Consider the following 24,622-nt stretch of genomic DNA (forward strand, 5'->3'; position numbering starts at 1 on the left):
TCCCCCCGAAGAACCCGAATGCGCAACAACCCGATGGCCCTGGGCATCGCCAATGGCGTTGCCGCTGGCGCGCTGTGGGGCGTGGTCTTCCTCGCGCCCGCCGTGCTGCAGTCGTTCAACGCCCTGCAATTGTCGGCCGGCCGCTATCTGGTCTACGGCCTGATCGCCATAGTACTGCTGCTCCCGCGCTGGAAGCGGCTGGCACCGCGGCTGGGCCGCGCCGAATGGATCGGGCTGCTGTGGCTGAGCCTGGCCGGGAACCTGGTGTACTTCCTGCTGCTGGCCACGGCGGTGCAGTGGGCCGGCGGTGCGGCGGCGTCCCTGATTGTCGGCCTGATTCCGGTGGTGGTCACCCTGGTCGGCGTGCGCGAACAGGGTGCAGTGCCTTTGAAGCAGCTGCTGCCGGCACTGGGCCTGTGCGTGCTGGGCGTGGCCCTGGTTGGTTGGGAAGCACTGATGTCCGAGCACCTGGCAACCCCGTGGCGGCAGCGCCTGATCGGCCTGCTGTGCGCGTTCGGCGCGCTGTTCTCGTGGGCGTTGTACTCGATCGGCAACAGCCGCTGGCTGGCGCGTCGACCGGACTTGTCGAGCCACGACTGGTCGCTGCTGACCGGCGTCACCACCGGCGGCCTGGCCCTGCTGCTGGTGCCGATGGCCTTCATCGGCCACACCAGCGGGCACACGGCGGCGCAGTGGAGTGGCTTCTGGGCAATCAGCGCCGGTGTGGCGGTGGTGGCCTCGATCCTCGGCAATGCGTTCTGGAACCGCGCCAGCCGCCTGCTGCCGCTGACCCTGACCGGCCAGATGATCGTGTTCGAGACGCTGTTCGCGCTGGCGTATGCCTTCGCCTGGCAGCAGCGCTGGCCTTCGCTGCTGGAAGCGCTGGCGATCGTGTTCCTGGTGGCCGGCGTGATGCTGTGCGCGCATGCCCATCGTACTCCACGGGCGATCGCCGAACATGCTGGCTGAATGCATGCGTCAAGCGTGCTGATGCCGCCTTGGTCTCAGATGCAACCAAATGCCGGCACGTTGAGCGATGATCGCGGCACTGGTTTTTTGCATCGCAGCACTTGACAGCAGGCCGGCGCACAGTGTTTTCTGTGCGTCATGGTTCCTGATGCCGCCCACGCCAGCCTGATCGCTCCCGCCACTGCGGGCCGTTCGACTGCGCCGGTCGCCACCATCACCATTACCACCACCACCGTCACCACTGCCCTGGTGCGGCCCGTCGTCTTCGTGTAACTCCCGAAAACCACGGCCCCGCACCATACAGGTGGCGGGGAAACTCGACACCTGCATGCGACGGGGCCTCCTGCCGAGGTCTGCATGTCTTCCCACGCCCCCGCTCATCCCGTTGCCCCGGCCGATCTGGCTGCACCGTCCATCGTCGTGCACAAGTTCGGCGGCACCTCGGTGGCCGATGCCGAGCGCTACCGCCATGTTGCGGGCCTGCTGCTGGCCCGTCCCGAATCGCTGCAGGTCACTGTCGTTTCGGCAATGAAGGGCGTCACTGACGCGCTGATCGAACTGGCCCAGCTGGCGGCCAAGGGCGACGAAGGCTGGCGCGAGGCCTGGCATGCGCTGCGCGCGCGTCACCGTGGCGCCGCCGTGGCCCTGCTGGGCGAGCAGGTGGGCGAGACCGTCGAATGGATCGACGCCCGCTTCGATCAACTGGCCGAAGTGCTGGCGGCGCTGGCGGTGATCGGCGAGCTGCCGCGCGAAGTACTCGACCGCGTGCAGGGCCTGGGCGAAGTATTCTCCGCGCAGCTGCTTGGCACCCACCTGCGTGCCTTGGGCGAAGACTGTGCGGTACTCGATGCACGCGACGTGCTGGTGGTCGGGCATGGCGAACTGGGTGTGGATGTCGACTGGGAGTCCAGCGCGGACCGCCTGGCGAAGTGGCGCCTGCGGCATCCGCAGATGCGCCTGGTCGCCACCGGTTTCGTTGCCCGTGACCGCCATGACCGCATCACCACGCTCGGCCGCAACGGCAGCGACTATTCCGGCGCGATCTTCGCTGCGTTGTTCAATGCCGATGAACTGCACATCTGGACCGACGTCGACGGCGTGCTGTCGGCCGACCCGCGACTGGTGCCCGAAGCGGTGCAGCTGGAATCACTGAGCTACGACGAGGCCTGCGAGCTGGCTTATTTCGGCGCCAAGGTGGTGCACCCGCAGACGATGTCGCCGGCCATCCGCCTCGGCCTGCCGATCTTCATCCGCAATACCTTCCAGCCGGCGCATCCGGGGACGCGCATCAGCGCCGAGCGCTCGCCGCGCGGGCCGGTGAAGGGCCTGACCCTGAGCCCCGGCTTGGCCCTGTTGAACCTGGAGGGCACCGGCCTGATCGGCGTGCCCGGTACCGCCGAGCGCGTGTTCGCGGCGCTGCGCCAGGCGCAGGTGTCGGTGGTGATGATCTCGCAGGGTTCGTCAGAGCATTCGATCTGCTGCGTGGTGCGCGCCGCCGAAGCGGCGCGTGGCCGTGAGGCACTGCTGCACGCGTTCGCGCATGAACTGTCGGTAGGGCAGGTACAGCGCGTGCAGGTCAGTGAGGGCGTCAGCGTGCTGGCGGCAGTGGGTGACGGCATGGCCGGCCAGCCCGGTGTGGCGGCGCGCCTGTTCGAGGCGCTGGGACGCGCGCAGGTGAACATCCTGGCGATCGCGCAGGGCTCGTCGGAGCGCAATATTTCTGTGGCGGTGGACAGTGCCGATGCCACCCGCGCATTGCGGGCCGCACATGCGGGCTTCTGGCTGTCGCCGCAGACGTTCGCGGTCGGCGTGATCGGGCCGGGCAACGTCGGCGCGGCACTGCTGGACCAGCTGCTGGCGGCCCGCCTGCAGCTGCTGGCCAAGGCCAATGTGGATCTTCGCCTGCGTGCGCTGGCCTCGCGTTCGCGCATGCGGCTGGAAGTGGATGGCCTGCACGCCGATTGGCGGGAGGCATTGCAGGACGCGGGCGAGCCCAGCGACCTGGATCGCTTCACCGAACACCTGCTGGCCGCGCACCTGCCGCATGCGGTGGTGATCGACTGCAGTGGCAGCGCTGACGTGGCCGAGCGCTATGAGGGCTGGCTGGCTGCCGGCATCCACGTGGTGACCCCGAACAAGCAGGCCGGTGCTGGCCCGCTGCCGCGCTACCAGCGCATCCGTGCTGCTGCGGCGGCCAGTGGTGCGCGCTTCCGCTACGAAGCCACGGTGGGTGCGGGCCTGCCGGTGATCACCACGCTGCGTGATCTGGTCGATACGGGCGACGAGGTGCTGGCAATCGAAGGCATCTTCTCAGGCACGCTGGCGTGGCTGTTCAACCGCTTCGACGGCAGTCAGCCGTTCTCGCAGCTGGTCGCGCAGGCGCGGTCGATGGGCTACACCGAGCCGGACCCGCGCGATGATCTTTCGGGCGTGGACGTGGCGCGCAAGCTGGTGATCCTCGCCCGCGAGGCCGGCCACGCGCTCAGCCTGGAACAGGTACAGGTGGAAAGCCTGGTGCCGGCGCTGCTGCGCGACGGCAGCGTGGATGACTTCATGGCGCGGCTGGGCGAGTCCGATGCCAGCCTGTTGCAGCGGTTGCAGGACGCGCGGGCGCGTGGCGCGGTGCTGCGCTACGTGGCACGGCTGGGCGCTGACGGTGCCTCGGTGGGCCTGCAGGAACTGCCCACCGACCACGCCTTCGCCAACCTTCGGTTGACCGATAACGTGGTGCAGTTCCGTACCCGTCGCTACTGCGACAACCCGTTGGTGGTGCAGGGTCCGGGGGCCGGCCCGGAAGTCACCGCCGCCGGTGTGTTTGCCGACCTGCTGCGGGTCGCGGCCGGTGAAGGAGCGCGCCTGTGATCGCACGTGCGTTCGCGCCGGCCTCGGTGGCCAACGTAGCGGTGGGCTTCGATATTCTCGGTCACGCCATTTCCGGTGTTGGCGATACCGTGAGCGTGCGCCGCATCGACGAGCCGCTGGTGCGCATCGAGGCGATTCGCGGCAGTGCCGTCGAGCTGCCGCTGGAGGCAGCCGGGAACACAGCCGGCGCTGCGCTGATGTCACTGCGCGAAGGCCTGGGCCTGGACTTCGGTTTCGCGGTGGAGATCGACAAGGGCATTCCGTTCGGTTCCGGCATGGGCGGTTCGGCAGCGTCATGCGTTGCGGCGCTGGTTGCCGCCAACGCGCTGCTGGATGTACCGCTGTCGCGCGAGGCGCTGTATCCGTTTGCGCTGGATGGCGAGGCGGTGGCCAGCGGTGGCCGCCACGGCGACAACGTGGGGCCGCTGCTGCTGGGTGGTCTTGCGCTGTGTACGGCCGATCGCCTGCTGCCAATTCCGGTGCCGGCGACCTGGCACAGCCTGCTGGTGCATCCGCACGCGGTGCTGGAAACACGCCGTGCGCGCCAGGTGCTGCAGGGCAGCTACGCGCTGGGTGAATTCGTGGCACAGAGTGCGAACCTCGCGCTGGTACTCAGTGGTTGCCATCGTAGTGATGCGGCGCTGGTGCGGGCTGGATTGCGCGATGTGCTGGTGGAACCACGGCGGGCCGGCCTGATTGCAGGTTTCGAAGCAGCCCGCGATGCGGCGCTGTCGGCCCATGCAATGGGTGCGGGCATCTCCGGTGCCGGACCCAGCGTGTTCGCCTGGTTCGAGGACGCCGACCAGGCCCGCACCGCTGCCGCACCGGTGCAGGCGGCATTTGCCGCCGCCGGTTTCGACAGCGATGCCTGGGTGTCGCCGCTGGATGCACCGGGAGCCCGCTTGTGCTGAATCCTTCCCCTTTACTGGATACCGAACCCATGCAATTTGTTTCGACCCGGGGTCAGTCCCCGGCCGTTGGCCTCAGTGCGGCGATCGCTTCAGGATTGGCGCCCGATGGAGGGCTGTATGTTCCGCAGGTGCTGCCGACGGCACGTGAGCTGCGGGCCGGCGCAACGCTGGCCGATACCGCCGCCGATCTGCTGGCACCGTTCTTTTCCGGCGACGCGCTGGAGTCTGCGTTGCCGTCGATCTGCCGGGAAGCGTTCGACTTTCAGGTGCCGCTGCGTGCACTGGGCGGCGGTGACCATGTGCTGGAGCTGTTCCATGGGCCGACGGCGGCGTTCAAGGATATCGGTGCGCGCTTCCTGGCCGGAACACTGTCGCGGCTGCAGGCCGGCAAGGACCGCGATCTGACGATTGTTGTCGCCACGTCTGGCGATACCGGCGCCGCCGTTGCTGCGGCCTTCCATCGCCAGCCCGGCGTGCGCGTGGTAGTGCTGTATCCGGATGGCCGCGTGTCACCGCGCCAGGCGCATCAGCTCGGTTGTTTCGGCGACAACATCCAGGCGCTGCGCGTGGCCGGCGCGTTCGACGATTGCCAGGCGATGGTCAAGCAGGCACTGGCTGACCGCGAACTGCAGGCGCAGGTGCCGCTGAGTTCGGCCAACAGCATCAGCCTCGGCCGCCTGCTGCCGCAGATGAGTTATTACGCGCATGCGGCGTTGTCCCATTACGCGACGCATCGTCGTCGGCTCAACCTGGTGGTGCCGACCGGCAACCTTGGCAATGCGATGGCGGCCGTGCTGGCGCGCGCGCAGGGCGTGCCGATCGGGCAGATCGTGCTGGCCACCAATGCCAATGCGGTACTGCCGGCGTACTTCAATGGCGGCGACTACCAGCCGCAGGCCAGCGTGGCCACCGTGGCCAATGCAATGGACGTAGGGGCGCCCAGCAACTTTGAACGCCTGCGCTGGCTTTACCTCGGAGATGACGCCGAGCTGCGCGCTGCGTTCCGCGCGTTCGCGGTGGATGACGTGACCATCCGCGCGACGATTGCGGCGGCGCACGCCAGCAACGGCGAACTGTTCTGCCCGCATACGGCCACAGCGGTGAAGGTGCTGCAGGACCTGCGTGCGCGCGGCGCCAAGGGCGACTGGGCGGTGGTGGCCACGGCGCACCCGGCCAAGTTCGAGGCCGTGGTCGAGCCGCTGATCGGCGAAACGGTGGCGGTGCCGCCTGCGCTGGATGCGTTGCTGCAGCGGCCCGCGCACGCGGAACCGTTGGCCGCGGAGTATGCGGCGTTGCGCGAGGTGTTGCTGCGTTGACCGGAGATGGACGTGGTTGCCGGCCAGCGGCCGGCACTACCCGTGCTGCGTCCACCTGGTAGTGCCGGCCGCTGGCCGGCAACCCAGCGAACCGCGATGCGGTCAGATCAACCCTTCACCGGCCAGCGTGCGCAACCCGTCCTCGTCGAGGATCTCCACCACGTTCAGGTGGGGCAGGGCAATCAGCCCCTGCTGGCGCAGCTTGGTGAAGGTACGGCTGACCGTTTCCATGGTCAGGCCCAGATGGTCGGCGATGTCGCCACGCCCCATCGGCAGCGAGACGCGCAGGCCATCGCCACCCAGCTTGGCCTCGCGCGCGGCCAGGCGCAGCAGGAAGTCGGCCACTTTCTCGGCCGGCTGCAGCCGCGCCAGTGCCAGCGCGGCATCCTGCGCGGCGTCCAGCTCCTGGCAGGCACGCTGCAGCAGCTTGCGTTCCAGGTGCGGGAAGCGGCTGCGAAGCGCCTTCATCTGCGGCAGCGCGACACGGCATACGCGGCTGTCTGCGATGGCCTCGATATCGTAGCGGTGGTGGTCACTGCCGCTCAGGCCCAGGTAGTCGCCGGGAAGCACGAAGCCATTGATCTGGCGGCGGCCATCGGCCAGGGTGCGCACCAGGCGCAGGGCGCCGCCGGTCAATGTATAGACATGGTCGCGCTCTTCGCCGGTGCGGGCCAGGGTACTGCCCATGCCGACCTGCTGGGAAACGGTGACCTGTTCCAGTGCCTGCACTTCATCGGGCGACAGCGCCGAGCACACCGCAAGGTGGCGAACCGAGCAGTGCAGGCAGTCCAGCGTGTTGCAGGACGGCGAGGCGGAATCGTTGGTGGCGGGCGGAGCGCCGGAAGGCCGTGACATGTTGCGGGGGCGTATCGCGGGCGGGGAGGGCCTTATGATACTTCAAGCGGCCGTTCGACCCTGCCCGAGGCGGGGGCGCTAGAATGTCGCCCCCTCCCACGTCCCGTTCCAGCAGGAGTTCCGCCCGTGATCAAGCCCCGTACCCCGCCCGGCACCCTTGAACTGTTGCCGCGCGAGCAGATTGCGTTCCAGCGCATGCTGGACGTGATCCGTCGCAACTACGAGCGCTTCGGGTTCCTGCCGGTGGAGACGCCGGTGTTCGAGCTGTCCGACGTGCTGCTGACCAAGTCCGGTGGCGAGACCGAGCGCCAGGTGTATTTCGTGCAGTCCACCGGTGCGCTGGCCAACGCCGCCGAATCGGGTGACCGTTCGCTGCCGGAAATGGCGCTGCGCTTCGACCTGACCGTGCCGCTGGCGCGCTACGTGGCCGAGCACGAGCATGAACTGACCTTCCCGTTCCGTCGCTACCAGATGCAGCGGGTGTACCGCGGCGAGCGCGCCCAACGCGGCCGCTTCCGTGAGTTCTACCAGTGCGACATCGACGTGATCGGCAAGGACAGCCTGAGCGTGCGATACGACGCCGAAGTGCTGGCGGTCATCCACGCGGTGTTCTCGGAACTGCGCATCGGTGACTTCAGCATCCAGCTGAACAACCGCAAGCTGATGCGTGGCTTCTTCGAGAGCCTGGGCGTGGCCGAGGGCGAGCGCCAGCTGGCAGTGCTGCGCGAAGTGGACAAGCTGGACAAGCGCGGCGCCGATTACGTGCGCGAGACGCTGGTGGGCGAGGGCTTCGAGATTCCGGCCGAGCAGGTCGAGAAGATCCTGGCGTTCGTGGCCGTGCGTTCGCAGGGCCATGCCGATGCACTGGCGCAGCTGGCCACGCTTGAAGCCGACGCCGGTTCTTCGGAGATCCTGCGTACCGGCGTCGCCGAACTGCGCGAAGTGCTGCAGCTGGTGCAGGCGCTGGGCGTGCCGGAAACCGCGTACTGCCTGAATTTCTCCATTGCGCGCGGCCTGGACTACTACACCGGCACCGTCTACGAGACCACGCTGACCGACCACCCGCAGATCGGTTCGATCTGCTCGGGCGGCCGCTACGAAGACCTGGCCAGCCACTACAGCAAGTCGAAGCTGCCGGGCGTGGGCATCTCCATCGGCCTGTCGCGCCTGTTCTGGCAGCTGCGCGAAGCCGGCCTGATCGATGGCATCGAGGGCAGCAGCGTGCAGGCGCTGGTGGCGCTGATGGACGAGCAGGGCATGCCGCAGTCGCTGGACATCGCGCGCCGCCTGCGCGCCGGTGGCATCAATACCGAAGTGCAGATGGAGCCGAAGAAGATCGGCAAGCAGTTCCAGTACGCCGCCAAGGCCGGCATCCGCTTCGTGGTGCTGGCCGGTGAGGACGAGCTGGCGCGCGGCGTGGTGGCAGTGAAGGACCTGCTGCGCGAGCAGCAGTTCGAGGTCTCCCGCGATGAGCTGGCCAGTACCTTGCAGGTCGAGCTGGAGCAGTCGAAGGTGATGTAACGGCCCCTGGCAGCATGCAGCGCTTCAACGAAACGCCCACCAACCGGTGGGCGTTTTCGTTTCCGGGCCCCGTTCCGGGGTCAGAGCCGTTTTCCTCTGGAAAACAGATCCGACCCCGGCCGTCCCGACAGCTCGTGACCACCTGTCGAGGGCGGGGTCGGCCCGGAACCCAGCTGTGCCGATGCTCCGGCCTCTGCGGGTGCGGGTGCAGGGCAGCAGCCCTGCCGCACTCTCAACCCCCGATTTGACGCAGTGCGCAAGAATGCGCTAATGTACTAACGCGCTATTACATTGATGCATGGAAACGACCCCGTGAAAGCCCGCCCCGAGATTGCCGCCAAAGACCCTAAGGCCGACCTGGAAGCCCTGGCCCAAGCCTTTGCTGCCCTGCGCGAGCCGGAACAGGTCGAGGCCTTCCTGCGCGATCTGTGCACACCGGCCGAGCTGGAAGCCATGGCCGACCGCTGGAAGGTGGTGCCGCTGCTGCAGCAGGGCGTGCCGTATCGCGAGATCCACGAGCGCACCGGGGTCAGCGTGACCACCACCGGACGGGTGGCGCGAACGCTCGAGCATGGCCATCGAGGCTATGCCGCCGCCATCGACCGCCTTGCTTCGCGCTGATCCGCGCCCCGTTCCGAACTTCGAGACCTCCCCCATGAGTGCAACCCAGGCAGCGCCGGCACGAGACCGGCTGCGTATCGCCATCCAGAAGAGTGGCCGGCTGGCCGAACCCGCGCGCAACCTGCTCAGCGCCTGCGGCCTGAGCTGGCGCGAGAGCCGCGACAAGCTGTTCTGCTACGGCGAATCGCTGCCGGTGGACCTGCTGCTGGTGCGCGACGACGACATCCCCGGCCTGATCGCCGACGGCGTCTGCGACCTCGGCATCGTCGGCCGCAACGAGCTGGACGAGCAGGCTGCGGCACGTCGCCAGATCGGCCTGCCGGATGCCTACCAGGCACTGCGCGGACTGGGCTTTGGCCAGTGCCGGCTGATGCTGGCGGTACCCGAGGAGTGGCAGTGGCAGGGACCGGCGCAGCTGGCCGGTGCCCGCATTGCCACCAGCTACCCGGCCATCCTCAAGCAATGGCTGGCCGAACAGGGCGTGGACGCACAGGTGGTCGAGCTGTCCGGGTCGGTGGAAATCGCCCCGCGCCTGGGTACCGCCGACCTGATCTGCGATCTGGTCTCCAGCGGCGCCACGCTGCGCGCCAACCAGCTGACCCCGGTGCACAACCTGCTCGACAGCGAGGCGGTGCTGGCCGGTGCGGTGCGCGTGCCGGATGATGCACGTGCATCGCTGCGCGCGATGCTGCTGCGCCGCCTCGACGGCGTGGTGCAGCGCCAGGACCGCAAGCTGTTGATGTTCCGCGCCAGCGAGGATCGCGTCGACGCGCTGGCGCAGCTGCTGGCCGATGCCGAGCCGCTGGTGCGGCTGCCGGCCGACGGCGGCGCACCGCGCCTGCAGACCATGTGCCCGGGCCCGCTGAGCTGGCAGCGCATGGAGGAACTCGAGCGCGCCGGCGCGCAGGGCTTGATGGTACTGAGCGTGGAGCGGTCGCTGGCATGAACCGTCTGATCTGGTCCCGACTTGATGAGGCCGCGCGCAGTGCGGCACTGACCCGCCCGGTGCAGACCGTGGCGCAGCAGACCCGCGATGCGGTGGCGACGCTGATTGCACAGGTGCGCGGGCAGGGCGATGACGCGCTACGTGCGATTACCGCACGTTTCGACGGCGTCGAGCTGCCATCGTTCGAAGTGAGCGAAGCCGAGTTCGCAGCGGCCGATGCCGCCGTCCCCGCCGAGCTGCGCCAGGCGATGGTCGAAGCTGCCGAACGCATCGCCCGTTTCCACGCCGCCGGCATGGGTACGGGGTATGCCGTGGAAACCGCACCGGGCGTGGTCTGCGAACGCATGCTGCGCCCGATCGGCCGGGTGGGCCTGTATGTGCCGGCCGGCAGCGCACCGCTGCCGTCCACCGCGTTGATGCTGGGCGTGCCCGCGCAGCTGGCCGGCTGCCCGCAGGTGGTGCTGTGCACGCCGCCACGCGCCGACGGCACGGCCGATCCTGCGGTGCTGGTGGCCGCACGCCTGACCGGCGTGCAGCGCGTGTTCAAGCTGGGCGGCGCCCAGGCCATCGCTGCGATGGCTTACGGCACGGCCAGCATTCCGGCCTGTGACAAGCTGTTCGGGCCGGGCAACAGCTTCGTCACCGAAGCCAAGCAGCAGGTCGCACAGGACGGCGCCGCCGCCATCGACATGCCGGCCGGTCCCTCCGAAGTGCTGGTGATTGCCGATGCAGGTGCAAACCCGGCGTTCGTCGCCGCCGACCTGCTGTCGCAGGCTGAGCACGGCCCGGATTCGCAGGTGCTGCTGCTGACCGACGATACCGCGATGCTGGCGGCGGTCGAGGCTGAAGTCGAGCGCCAGGTGGCCTTGCTGCCGCGCCAGCAGATCGCACGCCAGGCGCTGTCGGCCTCGCGGCTGATCCAGGTCGACTCGTTGGACGAAGCCTTCGCGATCAGCAACCGCTATGCACCGGAGCACCTGATCCTGGCATTGCGTGATCCGCGTGCGTGGCTGGACAAGGTGCAGGCGGCCGGCTCGGTGTTCCTGGGTGATTACACCCCCGAGGCACTGGGCGACTACTGCAGCGGCACCAACCACGTGCTGCCCACCGCGGGTGCCGCACGTGCCTACAGTGGTGTCAGTGTGGCCAGCTTCCAGAACCTGATCAGCGTGCAGAGCGCCAGCGCCGCCGGCCTGGCAGCGATTGGCGGCTGCGCGCGCATCATCGCCAGTGCCGAAGGCCTGGATGCACATGAACGTGCGGTCGCAGTGCGCATGGAGGTGGCAGCATGAACGCAGCTATCGATGATGTGCTGGCACTGGTTCGCCCGGATCTGCAGGCCTTCGCCGGCTACAGCTCGGCGCGCAGCGCGGCGGTGCAGGGCGAGGTCTGGTTGAACGCCAATGAATCGGCCTGGGCCAATCCCGCTGATGCCGCGGGCAGCAGCCGGCGCTATCCCGAACCGCAGCCGTTGGCATTGCGCGAGGGACTGGCGGCGCTGTACGGCGTGACGCCACAGCAGCTGCTGATCGGTCGCGGCAGCGACGAAGCCATTGATCTGCTGGTGCGTGCCCTGTGCGTGCCGGGCCGCGATGGCGTACTGGTCACGCCGCCGGTGTTCGGCATGTACGCCGTCTGCGCACGCCTGCAGGGCGCCGCATTGATTGAAGTGCCGCTGGTGGACAGCGAGGATGGCCTGCGCGCCGATCTGGATGCGGTGATCGACACCGCCAGGGCGCGCAATGCCAAGCTGGTGTTCCTGTGCGCACCGTCGAACCCGGCCGGCAGTGATATCGCCCTGGACGAGGTCGAACGGGTGGCGGTTGCGTTGCGCGGGCAGGCACTGGTGGTGGTGGACGAGGCCTATGTCGAGTACGCGCAGCGTCCGTCGGCGACCACGTTGCTGGCCGCGCACGCCAACCTGGCGGTGCTGCGCACGCTGTCGAAAGCACACGCACTCGCGGCCGCGCGCATTGGAACGCTGATCGCCGCGCCGGAACTGATTGCCGTGCTGCGCCGCTGCCAGGCGCCGTATCCGGTGCCGACCCCGTGCGCGGAACTGGCCGTGCAGGCCCTGCAGCCGGCCGCGCTGGCACGCACCGCCGAGCGCGTGGCCACGGTCATCGCCGAGCGCGAACGCCTGCGAACGGCACTGGCCAGCCTGCCCGGTGTACGCCGGGTGTACGCCTCGTCCGGCAACTACCTGCTGGTCCGCTTCGCCGATGCGCAGGCGGCGTTCGATACGCTGCTTGCTGCAGGGGTGGTGGTGCGCGACCAGCGCGCCGCGCCGCAGCTGGGCGATGCGCTTCGCATCAGCATCGGCAGCCCGGAAGAGAATGACCGCGTGCTCGCGGCCCTGTCGGCGCGGAGGGCCGCAGCATGACCCCGATCCTGTTCATCGACCGCGACGGCACCCTCATCGAGGAGCCGTCCGATTTCCAGATCGACGCCTACGAGAAGCTGCGCTTCGTGCCGCAGGTGATCCCGGCGCTGCTGAAGCTGCGGGATGCCGGCTACCAGTTCGTGATCGTCACCAACCAGGATGGCCTGGGCAGCGACAGCTACCCGCGTGCCAGCTTCGATGGCCCCAACGAGCTGATGCTGCAGATCTTCGAAAGCCAGGGCATCACTTTCCGTGACGTGCTGATCGACTGCAGCTGGCCGCACGACAATGCGCCGACCCGCAAGCCGGGCATCGGACTGATGACGGCTTATCTGCAGGACCGCAGCATCGACTGGTCGCGTTCGGGCATGGTCGGCGATCGCATCACCGACCTGCAGTTTGCCGACAACCTCAACATCCGCGGTTTCCAGCTGCGCACCGCGCAGTTTGGTGGCGAGTGGGATTGGCCGGGCATTGCCCATGCGCTGGCCGATGCGCCGCGCACCGCCGTGGTCCAGCGCAACACGAAAGAAACGAAGATCCGCGTGGAACTGGACCTGGACCGTGCCGCTGATGCACGCATCGCCACCGGATTGCCGTTCTTCGACCACATGCTGGAACAGATCGGCAAGCATGGCGGCTTCGCGCTGGACATCCAGGCCGAGGGTGACCTGCACATCGACGAGCACCACACCATTGAAGACACCGGGCTCGCATTGGGCCAGGCGCTGCGCGAGGCGCTGGGCGACAAGCGCGGCATCGGCCGCTACGGTTTCACGCTGCCGATGGACGAGACGCTGGCCAGCGCTGCGCTGGACTTCAGTGGCCGCCCGTACTTCGTGTTCGAGGGCGAGTTCAAGCGCGAGCGCGTGGGCGATATGCCGACCGAGCTGGTACCGCACTTCTTCCGCTCGCTGTGCGATGCCAGCGGCCTGAACCTCAACCTGCAGGTACGCGGCGACAACGATCACCACAAGGTGGAGGCGTGCTTCAAGGCCCTGGCCCGCGCGCTGCGTCCGGCGCTGGCCCGGGACGGCACGGCACTGCCGAGCACCAAGGGGGCGCTGTGAGTGACGTTGCGCTGATCGATGCCGGCGGCGCCAACCTGGGCTCGGTGCGCTACGCACTGGAGCGCCTGGGTGCGACGGTACGGCTGGTGCGCGATGCGGACGGTCTGATCGCTGCGCAGCGGGTGATCCTGCCCGGCGTCGGCGCCGCCGGTCCCGGCATGCAACGCCTGCATGCGCAGGGCCTGGTGGAACCGCTGCAGCGACTGGAGGTGCCGCTGATGGGCATCTGCCTGGGCATGCAGCTGCTGTTCGAGCGCTCCGAGGAAGCGGGTGTGGAGACACTGGGCCTGATTCCCGGCGTGGTGCGGAAGCTGGTGCCGGCCTGCGGCATCCGGGTGCCGCACATGGGCTGGAACCGCCTGCTGCCGCTGCGCGAATCGCTGCTGCTGCGCGGCGTGCCGGAGCGTGCCAGCGCCTACTTCGTGCACAGCTACGCGGCACCCCTCAACACCCACACCGTCGCTGCCTGCGACCACGGCGGCCTGTTCACTGCCGTGGTGGAGCAGGGGCGCTACTACGGTGCACAGTTCCACCCCGAGCGCTCCGGCGAGACCGGCTCGCTGATGCTGCGCAACTTCCTCGAGGGCACGGCTGCATGAGTTTCATCGTCTACCCCGCGCTGGATATCCGCGATGGCCGCGTGGTGCGGCTGCGCCAGGGCGACTACGCTCAGGAAACCTCCTATGGGGATGATCCGTTGCCGCGCGCGCAGGCCTTCGCCGCGCAGAGCGCGCAATGGATGCATCTGGTCGACCTGGACGCCGCACGCGCCGGTGGCTACACCCTGGCGCCGCTGCTGGCTGCGATCCGCGCGCACACGCCGCTGCAGGTGCAGACCGGCGGTGGCGTGCGCGGCCGCGACGATGTGGCGCGCATCCTCGATGCCGGCGCCGGTCGCGTCGTGGTCGGCTCGCTGGCGGTGCGTCGCCCCGATGAAGTGGTCGGCTGGCTGGAGGAATTCGGCGCCGAGCGCATCACGATTGCGCTGGACGCGCGCCAGGACGCACAGGGGCAGTGGCAGCTGCCGGTGCACGGCTGGACCGAGAATGCCGGGGTGACCCTGGATGACCTTGCACAGCGCTACGCGCGCGCCGGCATGCGCCACCTGCTGTGTACCGACATTGCCCGGGATGGCATGTTGGCCGGGCCCAACATCGGCCTCTACCGGCACTTGTCGGGGTTGCTGCCGGGGGTGGCGGTGCAGGCCTCCGGTGGAATCCGTGACGTAGCCGATGTGGCCGAGGCCCGTGCCGCCGGCTGTGGCGGTGCGATTCTCGGCAAGGCACTGCTGGAGCAGCGCATGGACCTGGCGGAGGCGCTGGCATGTTGAGCCGGCGCATCATTCCCTGCCTGGACGTGCGCGATGGCCGCGTGGTCAAGGGCGTGCGCTTCCGCGACCACGTCGACATGGGCGACATCGCCGAGTTGGCGCAGCGCTATCGCGACCAGGGGGCGGACGAGCTGGTGTTCTATGACATCGGCGCCAGCCCCGAGGCGCGTTCGGTCGACGTTGCCTGGATCGAGCGCATCGCGCGGCTGATCGACATTCCGTTCTGCGTGGCCGGTGGCATCGACAGCGTGGAAACCGCGCGTCGCGTGCTGTTCGCCGGTGCCGACAAGGTGTCGATCAACTCGCCGGCGTTGGGCCGTCCGGAACTGATCACTGAACTGGCCGACGAGTTCGGCGTGCAATGCGTGGTGGTCGGTGTCGACTCGGTACGCGAGACCGATGGACAGTGGCGGGTGCGCCGCTTCAGCGGGGACCCGGACAAGACCCAGGCGGTGCCACTGCGCACCTTGGACTGGATCGTCGAAGCACAACGGCGGGGTGCCGGTGAGATCGTGCTGAACTGCATGGACAGCGATGGCGTACGCCGTGGCTACGATGTCGTGCAACTGCAGCAGGCACGGTCATTGTGCCAGGTGCCGCTGATCGCCTCCGGCGGTGCGGGTGCGATGGAGCACTTCGCCGAAGCCTTTGACCAGGCCGACGTCGACGGCGCGCTGGCCGCCAGCGTGTTCCACAGCGGCGCGATCGCCATTCCGGAATTGAAGCGCTACCTGCGCGGACAGCAGATCGAGGTGCGGGATGTCTATTGAAGTCAGGCCGTCATTGGACGCATTGCAGGCGCTGGACTGGAGCAAGGGCGACGGCCTGCTGCCGGCGGTGGTGCAGGATGCCGATACCCTGCAGGTACTGATGCTGGGCTTTGTGAGTGCCGAATCGCTGGCGGCCACGCTGGCCATCGGCCACATGACCTTCTTCAGCCGCAGCAAGCAGCGGTTGTGGACCAAGGGCGAGCAGTCCGGCAACGTGCTGGTGGTGCAGTCGATCAGCGTCGACTGCGATGCAGATACTTTGCTGGTGATGGCACGGCCGGCGGGGCCAACCTGCCACACCGGTGCAGAGAGCTGCTTCGACCAGGCGCCGAAGGATTTCCTGGGCGGGCTGGGCCAGCTGGTGGCGATGCGTGAGGCGCAACGCCCGCCGGGCAGCTACACCACCAGCCTGTTCGAGGGCGGCATCCGCCGTATCGCACAGAAGGTGGGCGAGGAGGGGGTGGAGACCGCCCTGGCGGCGGTGGCGCAGGATGATGAGGCGTTGCTGGGCGAGGCCTCGGACCTGCTGTACCACCTGCTGGTGCTGCTGCGCGCGCGCGGGCTGTCGCTGGATGATGCGCGTGCGGTGCTGGAAAAACGCCATCGTTGAAGTGGGGTAGTGCCAGCCGCTGGCCGGCAAGCCCCGGATGCCCGACGTTCATGGGGCTGCCGGCCAGCGGCCGGCACTACCGGCATGCGTCATCGCGTGCGCGATGTCATCAACGGAATCTACAATAGGCGGTCTTTCTTTACCCGGACCGCCCATGAAACTGCCTGCCGCCTGGCTGTGCTGCCTGTTGCTGACCTCGCCGGCCTGGGCCGCGGACACCGTGGTCACCGGCAAGGTCTATCTGGAGCGCGACGGCAAACCCGGCCGCGGTGCGACCGATCCGGGCCTGGCCGGCGTGCAGGTCTCCAACGGCGAGGCCATCGTCAAGACGGCTGCAGACGGCAGCTACAGCCTGCCGGTGCGTGATGGCCAGACCGTGTTCGTGATCAAGCCCGATGCGTATTCCTTCCCGAAAGCGGCCGACGGCCTGCCTTCGTTCTGGCGGCACTATCGCCCGAACGGTTCGCCGGCGTTGAAGTACGGCGGCATCGCCGCCACCAGCGATGTCACCCGCAACTGGGATTTCGCGCTGCAGTCGGATCGCCATGACAGCCGCCGCGGTTTCCAGATGCTGGTGTTCACCGATTCGCAGACCGCCAGCCTGAAGGACATCGGCTACTACCAGCAGTCGATCGTGGCGCCGCTGGTCGGTCAGACGAGGGCGCGCATGGGCACCACCCTGGGTGACATCGTCAACGACGACCTGACCTTGTATCCGGCGATCAACAAGGTCACCACCGAACTTGGCGTGCCGTGGTTCCATGTGCCGGGCAACCACGACCTCGATCTCGATGCCGCCAGCGATGAGCACTCGCTGGACAGCTGGCGCAACATCTACGGCCCGGACACCTACGCGGTGGAAGAAGGCGGCGCCAGCTTCGTGTTCCTGGACGACGTGGTGTACGACCCCAAGGCCAAGCCGAAGTATGTCGGTGGACTGCGCGAAGACCAGTTCGCCTTCCTCGCCAGCTACCTGAAGGGCCTGCACAAGGATCGCCTGCTGGTGCTGGGCATGCACATCCCGCTGTTCGACGCGGCGCCCGGACGCGAGACCTTCCGCCATGCTGACCGTCAGCGCCTGTTCGACCTGTTGAAGGACTTCCGCAACGTGCTGGTGCTCAGCGGCCACAGCCACACCCAGCAGCACGTCTACCACGGCAAGGCCGACGGCTGGAACGGCGACAAGCCGCTGCACGAATACAACGTGGGTGCCAACTGCGGTGCGTTCTGGTCGGGGGTGAAGAATGCCGCCGGCGTGCCGGACAGCACCATGAGCGATGGCACGCCGAAGGGCTATGCGCTGCTCGACGTGGCCGGTAATGGCAGCTACAGACTGCAGTACCGCGTGGCCGGCAAGCCGGCCAGCGAGCAGATCGGCCTGCATGCCCCCAAGGTGCTGCGCCAGGGGGCCTATCCGGCATGGGGCATCTATGCCAACGTCTACATGGGTGAGGATGCCAGCGTGGTCGAGTACCGCGTCGATGGCGGCGCCTGGCAGCCGATGAAGCAGGTCAGCCAGCCCGATCCGCGCCTGATGGTGGAGAACGTGGCCGACGATCTGGCTGACAGCCTGCGTGGCTACGACCGCTCGCCGGAGGCCACCGCATCGCCGCACCTGTGGCGTGGCGCGCTGCCGACCGATCTGGCCGTGGGCAGCCACAAGGTCGAGGTGCGTTCCACCCAGCCCGACGGCGCGGTGTTCACCGCCAGCACCAGCTACAGCCTGCAGACTGCCCAGCCCTGACCCCCGCGCACCAGCGCTCCAGCGAAAGGACCCCGCATGGATATCCGCTTCATGGCCGGCACCACACCGGTGACCCTCAGCCGCCACTGGTTCACCGGCGCGATGCTGCTGCAGAGCGCCACCGAGAAGGTCTGGGTGCAGCACCCGCTGCATCCGGGCACCCACTTCTCGTTCTCGCTGGTACAGTCGTGGCTGCGCCACATCGCCGGCCATGAAGTGCTGGTCGAGCGCACCCGGCCGCTGCTGTTCGCCGGCTTCCGCCCGCAGCGGCTGCGGGTGCTGGTGGATGGCGTGCAGGTGGCCGAACAGGAAGGCATGTAGGCCAACCTGAACCGTCGGCGCGCTAGGCAAAGCCGCCCCGATGCCTGAGAATCGGGGCGATTCAATCGATCCAAGCAGGCCAGCGTGACCATCGCAGCAGCGTCCCCGGTTTCCTCCGACTCCGCCCGCGGCGGTCTTCCACGCCGTCTGGTCGTTGCCGATGTCGGCGGCACCTTCGCCCGCCTCGCGCTGGCTGAAACCCAACCCGGCCAGGCGCCGCTGCTGAGCAGCCATCGCACCTATGCCTGCGCCGAGCATCCCAGCCTGGCGGCGATCCTGGCCGATTTCACCGCAGGCCTTGGCCAGCCGGTGCAGACCGCGGTGGTGGCCATTGCCGGCCTGCTCGATGGCGATGTGCTGATCAATTCCAACCTGCCATGGACGGTCTCGCTGTCGGCCACACGCGCGCAGTCCGGGCTGCACGAGTTGCAGCTGATCAACGATTTCGAGGCGGTGGCGCTGGCCATTCCTTATCTGCGGCCGGACACGCTGGTGCCGCTGAACGGCGATGCTGATCCGGCGCAGGCATTCCCGGCGCTGGTGCTGGGTGCCGGTACCGGCCTGGGCGCCGCACTGCGCTTTGCCGACGGCGAGCGCCCGGTGCTGGCCAGCGAGATCGGCCATGCCGCGCTCGGCGCCGGCAACACGCTGGAATTGCAGGTGCTGGGCAAGCTGCTGCAGCGCTGGCCGCACGTGGACAACGAACGCGTGCTGTCCGGCAGTGGCCTGATGAACCTGTACCCGTGCCTGTGCGAGCTGCGCGGTGCCACCGCGGTGTGGACCAGTACCGAGGCGCTGATCGGTGCCGCCCGCAGCGGCGAGGATGCACTGGCGGTGGAAACGCTGCAGGTGTTCTGTGCCTGGCTGGGCAGCCTGGCCGGCGACGCGGCGATCGCTGTCGGTGCGCGCTCGGTATACCTCGCCGGAGGTATTTCCGCGCATGTGCAGGATTTCCTGGCCGATGGCCGCTTCCGTGAGCGCTTCCTCAACAAGGGCGTACTGACCGAGGTGCTGCGCCAGGTGCCGGTATGGCGGGTGGAGCACGGCCAGTTGGGCGTGCTCGGCGCAGCGGTCTGGCACGCCGCACGGCAGCCCACGCACGACTGATCGGCAGGGTCGGCATCGGGCCGGCCGTGCATTGCAGACTGGGAGGGGAAGATGGTGGATCGCAGGCAGTTCCTGCAGGCCGGTGCACTGGCTGCAGGCATGGCGGCTTTGCCGGGCGTGCAGGCGCGCACGCAGGGTGGGGCCAAGGTGGTTTCGACCTGGGACTTCGGCGTACCGGCCAACCAGGCCGCGTGGAAGGTACTGGCGCAGGGCGGCAGCGCGCTGGATGCGGTGGAAGCAGGCGCACGCTGGACCGAGAGCGAGCTGTGCAACCCCACCGTCGGCCATTGTGGCAACCCGGATCGCGACGGCGTGCTGAGCCTGGACGCGAGCATCATGGATGGCGATGGCCGTTGTGGCGCAGTGGCCGCGCTGGTCGACATCCTGCATCCGGTGTCGGTGGCCCGCAAAGTGATGGAGAACAGCCCACACGTGCTGCTGGTGGGCGAGGGCGCGCAGCAGTTCGCGATGCAGCAGGGTTTCGAGCGCAAGCACCTGCTGACGCCGCAGGCCGAAGCGGCCTGGCGCGAGTGGCTGAAGACGGAGAAGTATCAGCCGCAGATCAACGCCGAGCGGCGAGGTATTCCCGGCAACAGCGACAACCACGACACCATCGGCATGCTGGCGCTGGATGCCAAGGGCCACCTTGCCGGTGCCTGTACCACCAGCGGCATGGCCTGGAAGCTGCACGGCCGGGTCGGCGACAGCCCGATCATCGGTGCCGGCCTGTATGTCGACAACGACGTGGGCGCGGCCACTGCTTCGGGCGTGGGTGAAGAGATGATCCGCAACGCCGCTTCGTTCCTGGTGGTCGAACTGATGCGCCAGGGGCGCTCGCCGGCACAGGCCTGCCGTGAAGCCATCGACCGCGTGGTGCGCAAGCGCCCCGAAGCGAGCAAGACACTGCAGGTCTGCTTCCTGGCCATGAACAAGCAGGGCGAGGTGGGCGCCTACGCGTTGCATCGCGGCTTCGTCTACGCCGTGTGCGATGCGCAGCGCCAGGATGACCTGCGCGACTCGCCGTCGATCTACACGAGCACCCAGGCGTGAGCACGCGGCTGACCCTGGAGGTCGCCAGTAACTCGCTGGCTTCGGCGCTGGCCGCCCAGGCCGGCGGCGCCGACCGCATCGAGCTGTTCGACAACCTGGCCGAGGGAGGCACCACGCCGTCGTTCGCCACCATCGCGCTTGCGCGCGAACGCCTGTCGATTCCGCTGTTCGTGCTGGTGCGACCCCGCCCGGGCGACTTCCACTACGACGCGCTGGAAATCGAACTGATGCTGCGTGACATCGCGCAGTGCCGCGCGCTCGGCTGCGACGGCGTGGTGATCGGTGCGCTGGATGTGCAGGGCGGTATCGACGTGGCGTTGTGCCGTGAACTGGTGCAGGCTGCCGGGCCGCTGCAGGTGACCTTCCACCGCGCCTTCGATGCCGCCCGCGATCTGCCGGCGGCACTGGAACAGGTGATCGAACTGGGTTGCCAGCGCGTGCTGACCTCGGGCGGCCAGGTCAGTGCCGAGGCCGGTGCCGATGTGCTGGCGGGCCTGGTCACCCAGGCGGCAGGACGTATCACGGTGATGGCCGGCGCCGGGCTGGGCCCGGCCAACATCGCCGCCGTCGCACGACGCAGCGGCTGCACCGAACTGCACGCCTCGGCCAAAGGCCTGAGGCGCTCGGCCATGCAGTTCCAGAACCCGGCGCTGCGCGGGCTGGGCCCGGACTGGAGCCAGACCGCCACCGCGACCGTGGCCGCACTGCGTCAGGCCCTCGACGGCTGATCGCAGGGCCGGGGTCGGATCCCTTCGCAGAAGGGCTCCGACCCCACCCGACGCAATCGGGTCATAGCCCTTCTGCGAAGGGATCCGACCCCGGCGCTGTCCTGCGACGGACAAATCCGTTCCGCGCGCGATTGTCGCGATCGCGTCATTGACGTGTGCGCTGTTCTCTCAGCGATGTTTTGCAACCCTTTGATTGTTCTGGATGCCGGCAGCCGATAGCGGCATTCCCTCGGGCATTGCTGCATCGCCGCATGCCCGGCGTGGTTCAGCTGTGCTTTAGTTTGGATCGATCCACAGGGGAGGGTGTCGGGACGGTCTTGAACCGATCCAGGTGCCCGGATCAGCCGTAGCGCCGCGCCACCACCCGTCCGTGCGTCCACACTTTCGAAGAGCAACCACCCATGGCTCAGAACGTCCGCAAGCGTCGTCACCTGCTGTCCCAGGCCCTGGTCCTGGCCCTGTTGCCCCTGGCTGCCAGTGCACAGGAAGCTGCCAGTTCGTCCACCAAGGATCTCGACGCGGTCACCGTCACCGGCTCGCGCATCAAGCGCGCCAGCGTCGAAGGCCCGGCACCGGTCAACGTGATCACCGCCGCGCAGATCCAGAAGGAAGGCTTCGTCAGCGTGTACGACGCGCTGAAGACCCTCACCGAAGCGACCGGCACTGTTGAAGCCGCCTCGCAGTGGGGTTCGCATACGCCCAATGCCAGCGGCCTGAACCTGCGCGGGATGGGCCCGAACCGCTCGCTGCTGCTGGTCAACGGACGTCGCGTGGCCGACTACCCGCTGCCCTATGGCGGTGAAACCAACTTCTCCAACTACGGCAACATTCCGGCCGCGGCGGTGGAGCGCATCGAAGTGCTGACCGGTGGCGCCTCGGCCATCTATGGCTCGGATGCGATCGCCGGCGTGGTCAATGTCATCCTGAAGACCAACTACGACGGCGACGAAGTGCGCGTGCGTGGCGGCACCTCCACCGAGGGTGGGCGCGACACCTGGGACCTGTCCTGGGCCGGCGGCAAGAGAGGTGACAACTGGAGCGTGACCTACGCGCTGCAGTACACCAAGCGCGATCCGTTGTTCGGCCGTGACCGCCCGCAGATGGACGATGCCGATGATGCGCCGTACCCGTCCTGGAACATGGAACAACGCAAGGTCGGCTTCCGTCCTACCGCCGGACTGGCGTTGATCGATCCGACCACGGGCCAGCGCCTGGCGCCGCCCACCGGCACCTGCGAGAAGTTCGGCAGTGAGTACTACACCGCCGATCGACTGGTCTACAACTACGCCGCCAACACCATCACCAACACCGGCCGCCTGTGCGGCATGAGCGCCGACTACGCCAACTGGCTGCTCACCGGCGGTGCCGAGAACGTGTCCGGCAACCTGTATGCCACGTTTGATTTCAGCAATGACCTGCAGGCCTGGACCAATCTGGCGGTCTACCGTTCCGAAGCGATCTGGGGCACCAATCCGCCCGGCGTGTCGCTGATCGACGATGACAACGGCTACTACTGGGACGCCAACCGCAACCGCCCGATTCTTGGCGTGCGCCAGTTCACCCCGAATGAGGTTGGCGGGCTGGATACGTTGCGCAACACCAACCGCGAACTGTCCTGGGACTGGAGCGCTGGCCTGCGTGGCCGCCTGGCCGATCGCTTCGACTGGAGCGCCACGGTGGGGCGTTCCTATTACCGCGTGGAAGAACGGCAGAACGTGGTCGACAAGCAGAAGTCGTACGACTACTTCCTCGGCCCGAAGCTGGGCACCACGGCCGATGGCGAGGCGATCTACGCCTTGAACGAATCGCGCTGGTGGAATCCGCTGACGCCGGACCAGTACTGGCAGATGGGTACGGTGGCGAAGAACCGTGCGGCGTCCTGGGTCAACCAGGCGTCGGCGGATATCACCGGCGAACTGTTCCAGGGCTGGGCCGGCCCGATCTCGTTCGCCGCGGTGGCTGAAGTCGCGCAGCAGGGTTATCACCTCAGCCCCGACCCACGCGCCGGCATCGACTTCGACCTGCAGAACGTCGATCGCGGTGGCGGCGAGCGCACCCGCTATTCGGCCGGCGTCGAGTTCAAGATTCCGCTGCTGGACAGCGTGACCGCCACTGCGGCCGCGCGCTATGACCGCTATGGCAACTACAAGGCCGACGACAGCAGCGAAGCACTGAACATCGGCAGCCAGAAGGAAACCACCTGGAACGTCGGCCTGGAATGGCGCCCGGTTGAATCGCTGCTGGTGCGTGGCTCCTATGCCACCAGCTTCCATGCGCCGGACATGCATTACCTGCTGGGCCAGCCGAGCAGCTCCGAAGTGCAGACCTATGACCGCCTGCGCTGCATCCAGAGCGGTGCCTACCTGGTCAACAACTGCGGCGTGGGCAACACCGATGTCTGGTACACCTTCGACGTGAACCGCCGTGGCACGCCGCTGCTGCGCTCGGAAACCGGTGATTCGTGGACGGTCGGTTTCGTCTGGGACGTGATGCCGAACCTGTCGGTCAGTGCCGACTACTGGGCGATCAAGCTGGAAGACATGATCGTCGACGTCGGCGCCGATGAGGTGCTGGCCAGCGAGGCCGGCTGCCTGACCGGCAAGAACATCGATGGCACGCCGTGGGCCAATCCGGCCGGTGGCGACTACTGCGCCGGCATCCTGGCCCGCGTGAACCGTGACGGCAGCGGCCGCCTGGTGTCGATCGAGCGCGGCCCGTTCAACCTGGCCAGCCGCGAAGTGCGTGGTGTCGACCTGACCGCACGCTATCGCCTGGAAACCGCGCAGTGGGGCAGTTTCCAGCTGGGCCTGAACTACACCAACCAGATCTCGACCAAGGAACAGCGCTACGCCAACGACCCGAACCCGGAACGCCGCGACCGCGACCTGCGCAGCAAGCTGCGCGCGAGCCTGGCCTGGCAGCGCGGCAACTGGAATGCCAATGTCTATGCCGACCGCGTGGGCTCGGTGCCGGGCGTGCGCTACCACTGGGGCACCGACCGCCTGGACAACCCCGGCGGCTGCCTGCCGTTCGCCGACGGCTACGTGCCCAGCGACAGCCCGTCGCTGAACTGCCTGGAGCCGGCGACACGTCCGGACGGCTCGCCGAACCCGAACCCCAATGCCGGGCAACAGACGGCGCGCTACTACGGTCGAGTGGGGCCGTTCATCACCTGGAACTTCAACGTGGGCTACCAGGTGACCGAACACGCGAAGGTAAACGTGTACGTCAACAACGCCTTCAACTCCGCCAGCTGGAACCACAAGGACCCGTACAAGCTGGATTACGACTTCGCCCCGACCCGCCTGCTGGGCGCGGTCGGCCGCGAGTTCGCGTTGGAGTACGTGTTCACCTTCTGAGCAGACCCGCAGGGGGCGCCGGGCTTGATCCGCCTGGCGCCTCCGTCCGCTCGGTAGTTCCACGCCATGCGTGGACGAACCCCATCATGAACCCCGGGGTGGCTGGATTTGACCTTCCCACGATGGCAAGGTTTAGCCTGTCCGCATCC

At 67.9% G+C, this 24,622-nt stretch carries 21 protein-coding genes; 20 read left to right on the forward strand and 1 reads right to left on the reverse strand.

The window, feature by feature from the left end; translation table 11 throughout:
- The first annotated feature begins 18 nt into the window (after positions 1-18).
- From AC5P60_RS13160 to thrC, 4 genes are all read left to right on the forward strand, one after another.
- Positions 19-969, forward strand: coding sequence for a DMT family transporter (locus AC5P60_RS13160; RefSeq protein ID WP_049403203.1), 951 nt, complete (start codon positions 19-21; stop codon positions 967-969).
- A 357-nt stretch (positions 970-1,326) separates the two neighbouring features.
- Positions 1,327-3,831, forward strand: coding sequence for a bifunctional aspartate kinase/homoserine dehydrogenase I (thrA, locus tag AC5P60_RS13165; protein ID WP_111173159.1), 2,505 nt, complete (start codon positions 1,327-1,329; stop codon positions 3,829-3,831).
- The gene (locus tag AC5P60_RS13170) at positions 3,828-4,742 is read left to right on the forward strand and encodes a homoserine kinase (protein ID WP_483692753.1); all 915 of its coding nucleotides are present in this window, start codon (positions 3,828-3,830) and stop codon (positions 4,740-4,742) included. The genes thrA and AC5P60_RS13170 overlap by 4 nt, the downstream gene beginning before the upstream one ends.
- Before the next feature lie 29 nt (positions 4,743-4,771).
- Positions 4,772-6,058, forward strand: a complete 1,287-nt coding sequence (gene thrC, locus AC5P60_RS13175) for a threonine synthase (protein ID WP_483692752.1) — start codon at positions 4,772-4,774, stop codon at positions 6,056-6,058.
- A gap of 102 nt (positions 6,059-6,160) precedes the next feature.
- Here thrC and AC5P60_RS13180 read toward each other — a convergent pair whose 3' ends face one another.
- On the reverse strand, positions 6,161-6,913 hold the full coding sequence (locus AC5P60_RS13180) for a Crp/Fnr family transcriptional regulator (protein ID WP_483692751.1): 753 nt from the start codon (positions 6,911-6,913) through the stop codon (positions 6,161-6,163).
- A 126-nt stretch (positions 6,914-7,039) separates the two neighbouring features.
- Between AC5P60_RS13180 and hisS the strand changes: the two genes are divergently transcribed.
- The 16 genes from hisS to AC5P60_RS13260 all read left to right on the forward strand — a co-directional run bounded on the left by hisS (position 7,040) and on the right by AC5P60_RS13260 (position 24,473).
- Positions 7,040-8,434 (forward strand): histidine--tRNA ligase, encoded by a 1,395-nt coding sequence (hisS, locus tag AC5P60_RS13185; protein WP_005413164.1) that lies wholly within the window; start codon positions 7,040-7,042, stop codon positions 8,432-8,434.
- Positions 8,435-8,746: 312 nt separating this feature from the next.
- Positions 8,747-9,055 carry a YerC/YecD family TrpR-related protein gene (locus tag AC5P60_RS13190; protein WP_088025802.1) on the forward strand — a complete coding sequence of 103 codons (309 nt, stop codon included), beginning with the start codon at positions 8,747-8,749 and terminating at the stop codon, positions 9,053-9,055.
- Positions 9,056-9,089: 34 nt separating this feature from the next.
- On the forward strand, positions 9,090-10,001 hold the full coding sequence (gene hisG, locus AC5P60_RS13195; RefSeq protein ID WP_483692750.1) for an ATP phosphoribosyltransferase: 912 nt from the start codon (positions 9,090-9,092) through the stop codon (positions 9,999-10,001).
- A complete protein-coding gene (hisD, locus tag AC5P60_RS13200) occupies positions 9,998-11,293 on the forward strand; it encodes a histidinol dehydrogenase (protein WP_012480031.1) in 1,296 nt (431 codons plus the stop codon). The genes hisG and hisD overlap by 4 nt, the downstream gene beginning before the upstream one ends.
- On the forward strand, positions 11,290-12,384 hold the full coding sequence (gene hisC, locus AC5P60_RS13205) for a histidinol-phosphate transaminase (RefSeq protein ID WP_005413168.1): 1,095 nt from the start codon (positions 11,290-11,292) through the stop codon (positions 12,382-12,384). Before hisD ends, hisC begins: the two co-directional genes overlap by 4 nt.
- Entirely contained in the window at positions 12,381-13,454 is a 1,074-nt protein-coding gene (gene hisB / locus AC5P60_RS13210) for a bifunctional histidinol-phosphatase/imidazoleglycerol-phosphate dehydratase HisB (protein ID WP_483692749.1), read from the forward strand. The genes hisC and hisB overlap by 4 nt, the downstream gene beginning before the upstream one ends.
- Positions 13,451-14,053, forward strand: coding sequence for an imidazole glycerol phosphate synthase subunit HisH (gene hisH / locus AC5P60_RS13215; protein WP_049433132.1), 603 nt, complete (start codon positions 13,451-13,453; stop codon positions 14,051-14,053). Before hisB ends, hisH begins: the two co-directional genes overlap by 4 nt.
- Positions 14,050-14,784 carry a 1-(5-phosphoribosyl)-5-[(5-phosphoribosylamino)methylideneamino]imidazole-4-carboxamide isomerase gene (gene hisA / locus AC5P60_RS13220; RefSeq protein ID WP_049433131.1) on the forward strand — a complete coding sequence of 245 codons (735 nt, stop codon included), beginning with the start codon at positions 14,050-14,052 and terminating at the stop codon, positions 14,782-14,784. The genes hisH and hisA overlap by 4 nt, the downstream gene beginning before the upstream one ends.
- A complete protein-coding gene (gene hisF, locus AC5P60_RS13225) occupies positions 14,778-15,554 on the forward strand; it encodes an imidazole glycerol phosphate synthase subunit HisF (RefSeq protein ID WP_049402241.1) in 777 nt (258 codons plus the stop codon). Before hisA ends, hisF begins: the two co-directional genes overlap by 7 nt.
- Positions 15,544-16,164, forward strand: a complete 621-nt coding sequence (gene hisIE / locus AC5P60_RS13230) for a bifunctional phosphoribosyl-AMP cyclohydrolase/phosphoribosyl-ATP diphosphatase HisIE (RefSeq protein WP_033833300.1) — start codon at positions 15,544-15,546, stop codon at positions 16,162-16,164. The genes hisF and hisIE overlap by 11 nt, the downstream gene beginning before the upstream one ends.
- 154 nt (positions 16,165-16,318) lie before the next feature.
- Positions 16,319-17,908: a calcineurin-like phosphoesterase C-terminal domain-containing protein gene (locus tag AC5P60_RS13235; protein ID WP_483692748.1), complete on the forward strand. Its 1,590-nt coding sequence runs from the start codon at positions 16,319-16,321 to the stop codon at positions 17,906-17,908.
- Positions 17,909-17,944: 36 nt separating this feature from the next.
- On the forward strand, positions 17,945-18,229 hold the full coding sequence (locus AC5P60_RS13240; protein ID WP_005409434.1) for a hypothetical protein: 285 nt from the start codon (positions 17,945-17,947) through the stop codon (positions 18,227-18,229).
- 84 nt (positions 18,230-18,313) lie between these two features.
- Entirely contained in the window at positions 18,314-19,336 is a 1,023-nt protein-coding gene (locus tag AC5P60_RS13245; RefSeq protein WP_033833302.1) for a glucokinase, read from the forward strand.
- 51 nt (positions 19,337-19,387) lie between these two features.
- Positions 19,388-20,386 carry a glycosylasparaginase gene (locus AC5P60_RS13250; RefSeq protein ID WP_049453834.1) on the forward strand — a complete coding sequence of 333 codons (999 nt, stop codon included), beginning with the start codon at positions 19,388-19,390 and terminating at the stop codon, positions 20,384-20,386.
- Complete coding sequence (locus AC5P60_RS13255; protein ID WP_242899394.1) at positions 20,383-21,114, forward strand: copper homeostasis protein CutC; 732 nt, start codon at positions 20,383-20,385, stop codon at positions 21,112-21,114. Before AC5P60_RS13250 ends, AC5P60_RS13255 begins: the two co-directional genes overlap by 4 nt.
- A gap of 401 nt (positions 21,115-21,515) precedes the next feature.
- Positions 21,516-24,473: a TonB-dependent receptor plug domain-containing protein gene (locus tag AC5P60_RS13260; RefSeq protein ID WP_483692747.1), complete on the forward strand. Its 2,958-nt coding sequence runs from the start codon at positions 21,516-21,518 to the stop codon at positions 24,471-24,473.
- The last annotated feature ends 149 nt before the right edge of the window (positions 24,474-24,622 follow it).

The sequence above is a fragment of the Stenotrophomonas sp. YJH_SMC_120 genome (assembly GCF_059368675.1).

Bases quoted from the DNA above. Each gene is read 5' to 3' on its own strand.
- hisD (WP_012480031.1), top strand. From the start codon at position 9,998: ATGAACCGTCTGATCTGGTCCCGACTTGATGAGGCCGCGCGCAGTGCG.
- thrA (WP_111173159.1), top strand. From the start codon at position 1,327: ATGTCTTCCCACGCCCCCGCTCATCCCGTTGCCCCGGCCGATCTGGCT.
- hisC (WP_005413168.1), top strand. From the start codon at position 11,290: ATGAACGCAGCTATCGATGATGTGCTGGCACTGGTTCGCCCGGATCTG.
- AC5P60_RS13235 (WP_483692748.1), top strand. From the start codon at position 16,319: ATGAAACTGCCTGCCGCCTGGCTGTGCTGCCTGTTGCTGACCTCGCCG.
- hisA (WP_049433131.1), top strand. From the start codon at position 14,050: ATGAGTTTCATCGTCTACCCCGCGCTGGATATCCGCGATGGCCGCGTG.
- hisF (WP_049402241.1), top strand. From the start codon at position 14,778: ATGTTGAGCCGGCGCATCATTCCCTGCCTGGACGTGCGCGATGGCCGC.
- hisIE (WP_033833300.1), top strand. From the start codon at position 15,544: ATGTCTATTGAAGTCAGGCCGTCATTGGACGCATTGCAGGCGCTGGAC.
- AC5P60_RS13240 (WP_005409434.1), top strand. From the start codon at position 17,945: ATGGATATCCGCTTCATGGCCGGCACCACACCGGTGACCCTCAGCCGC.
- AC5P60_RS13160 (WP_049403203.1), top strand. From the start codon at position 19: ATGCGCAACAACCCGATGGCCCTGGGCATCGCCAATGGCGTTGCCGCT.
- AC5P60_RS13260 (WP_483692747.1), top strand. From the start codon at position 21,516: ATGGCTCAGAACGTCCGCAAGCGTCGTCACCTGCTGTCCCAGGCCCTG.
- AC5P60_RS13180 (WP_483692751.1), bottom strand. From the start codon at position 6,913: ATGTCACGGCCTTCCGGCGCTCCGCCCGCCACCAACGATTCCGCCTCG.
- hisG (WP_483692750.1), top strand. From the start codon at position 9,090: ATGAGTGCAACCCAGGCAGCGCCGGCACGAGACCGGCTGCGTATCGCC.
- AC5P60_RS13250 (WP_049453834.1), top strand. From the start codon at position 19,388: ATGGTGGATCGCAGGCAGTTCCTGCAGGCCGGTGCACTGGCTGCAGGC.
- hisB (WP_483692749.1), top strand. From the start codon at position 12,381: ATGACCCCGATCCTGTTCATCGACCGCGACGGCACCCTCATCGAGGAG.
- thrC (WP_483692752.1), top strand. From the start codon at position 4,772: ATGCAATTTGTTTCGACCCGGGGTCAGTCCCCGGCCGTTGGCCTCAGT.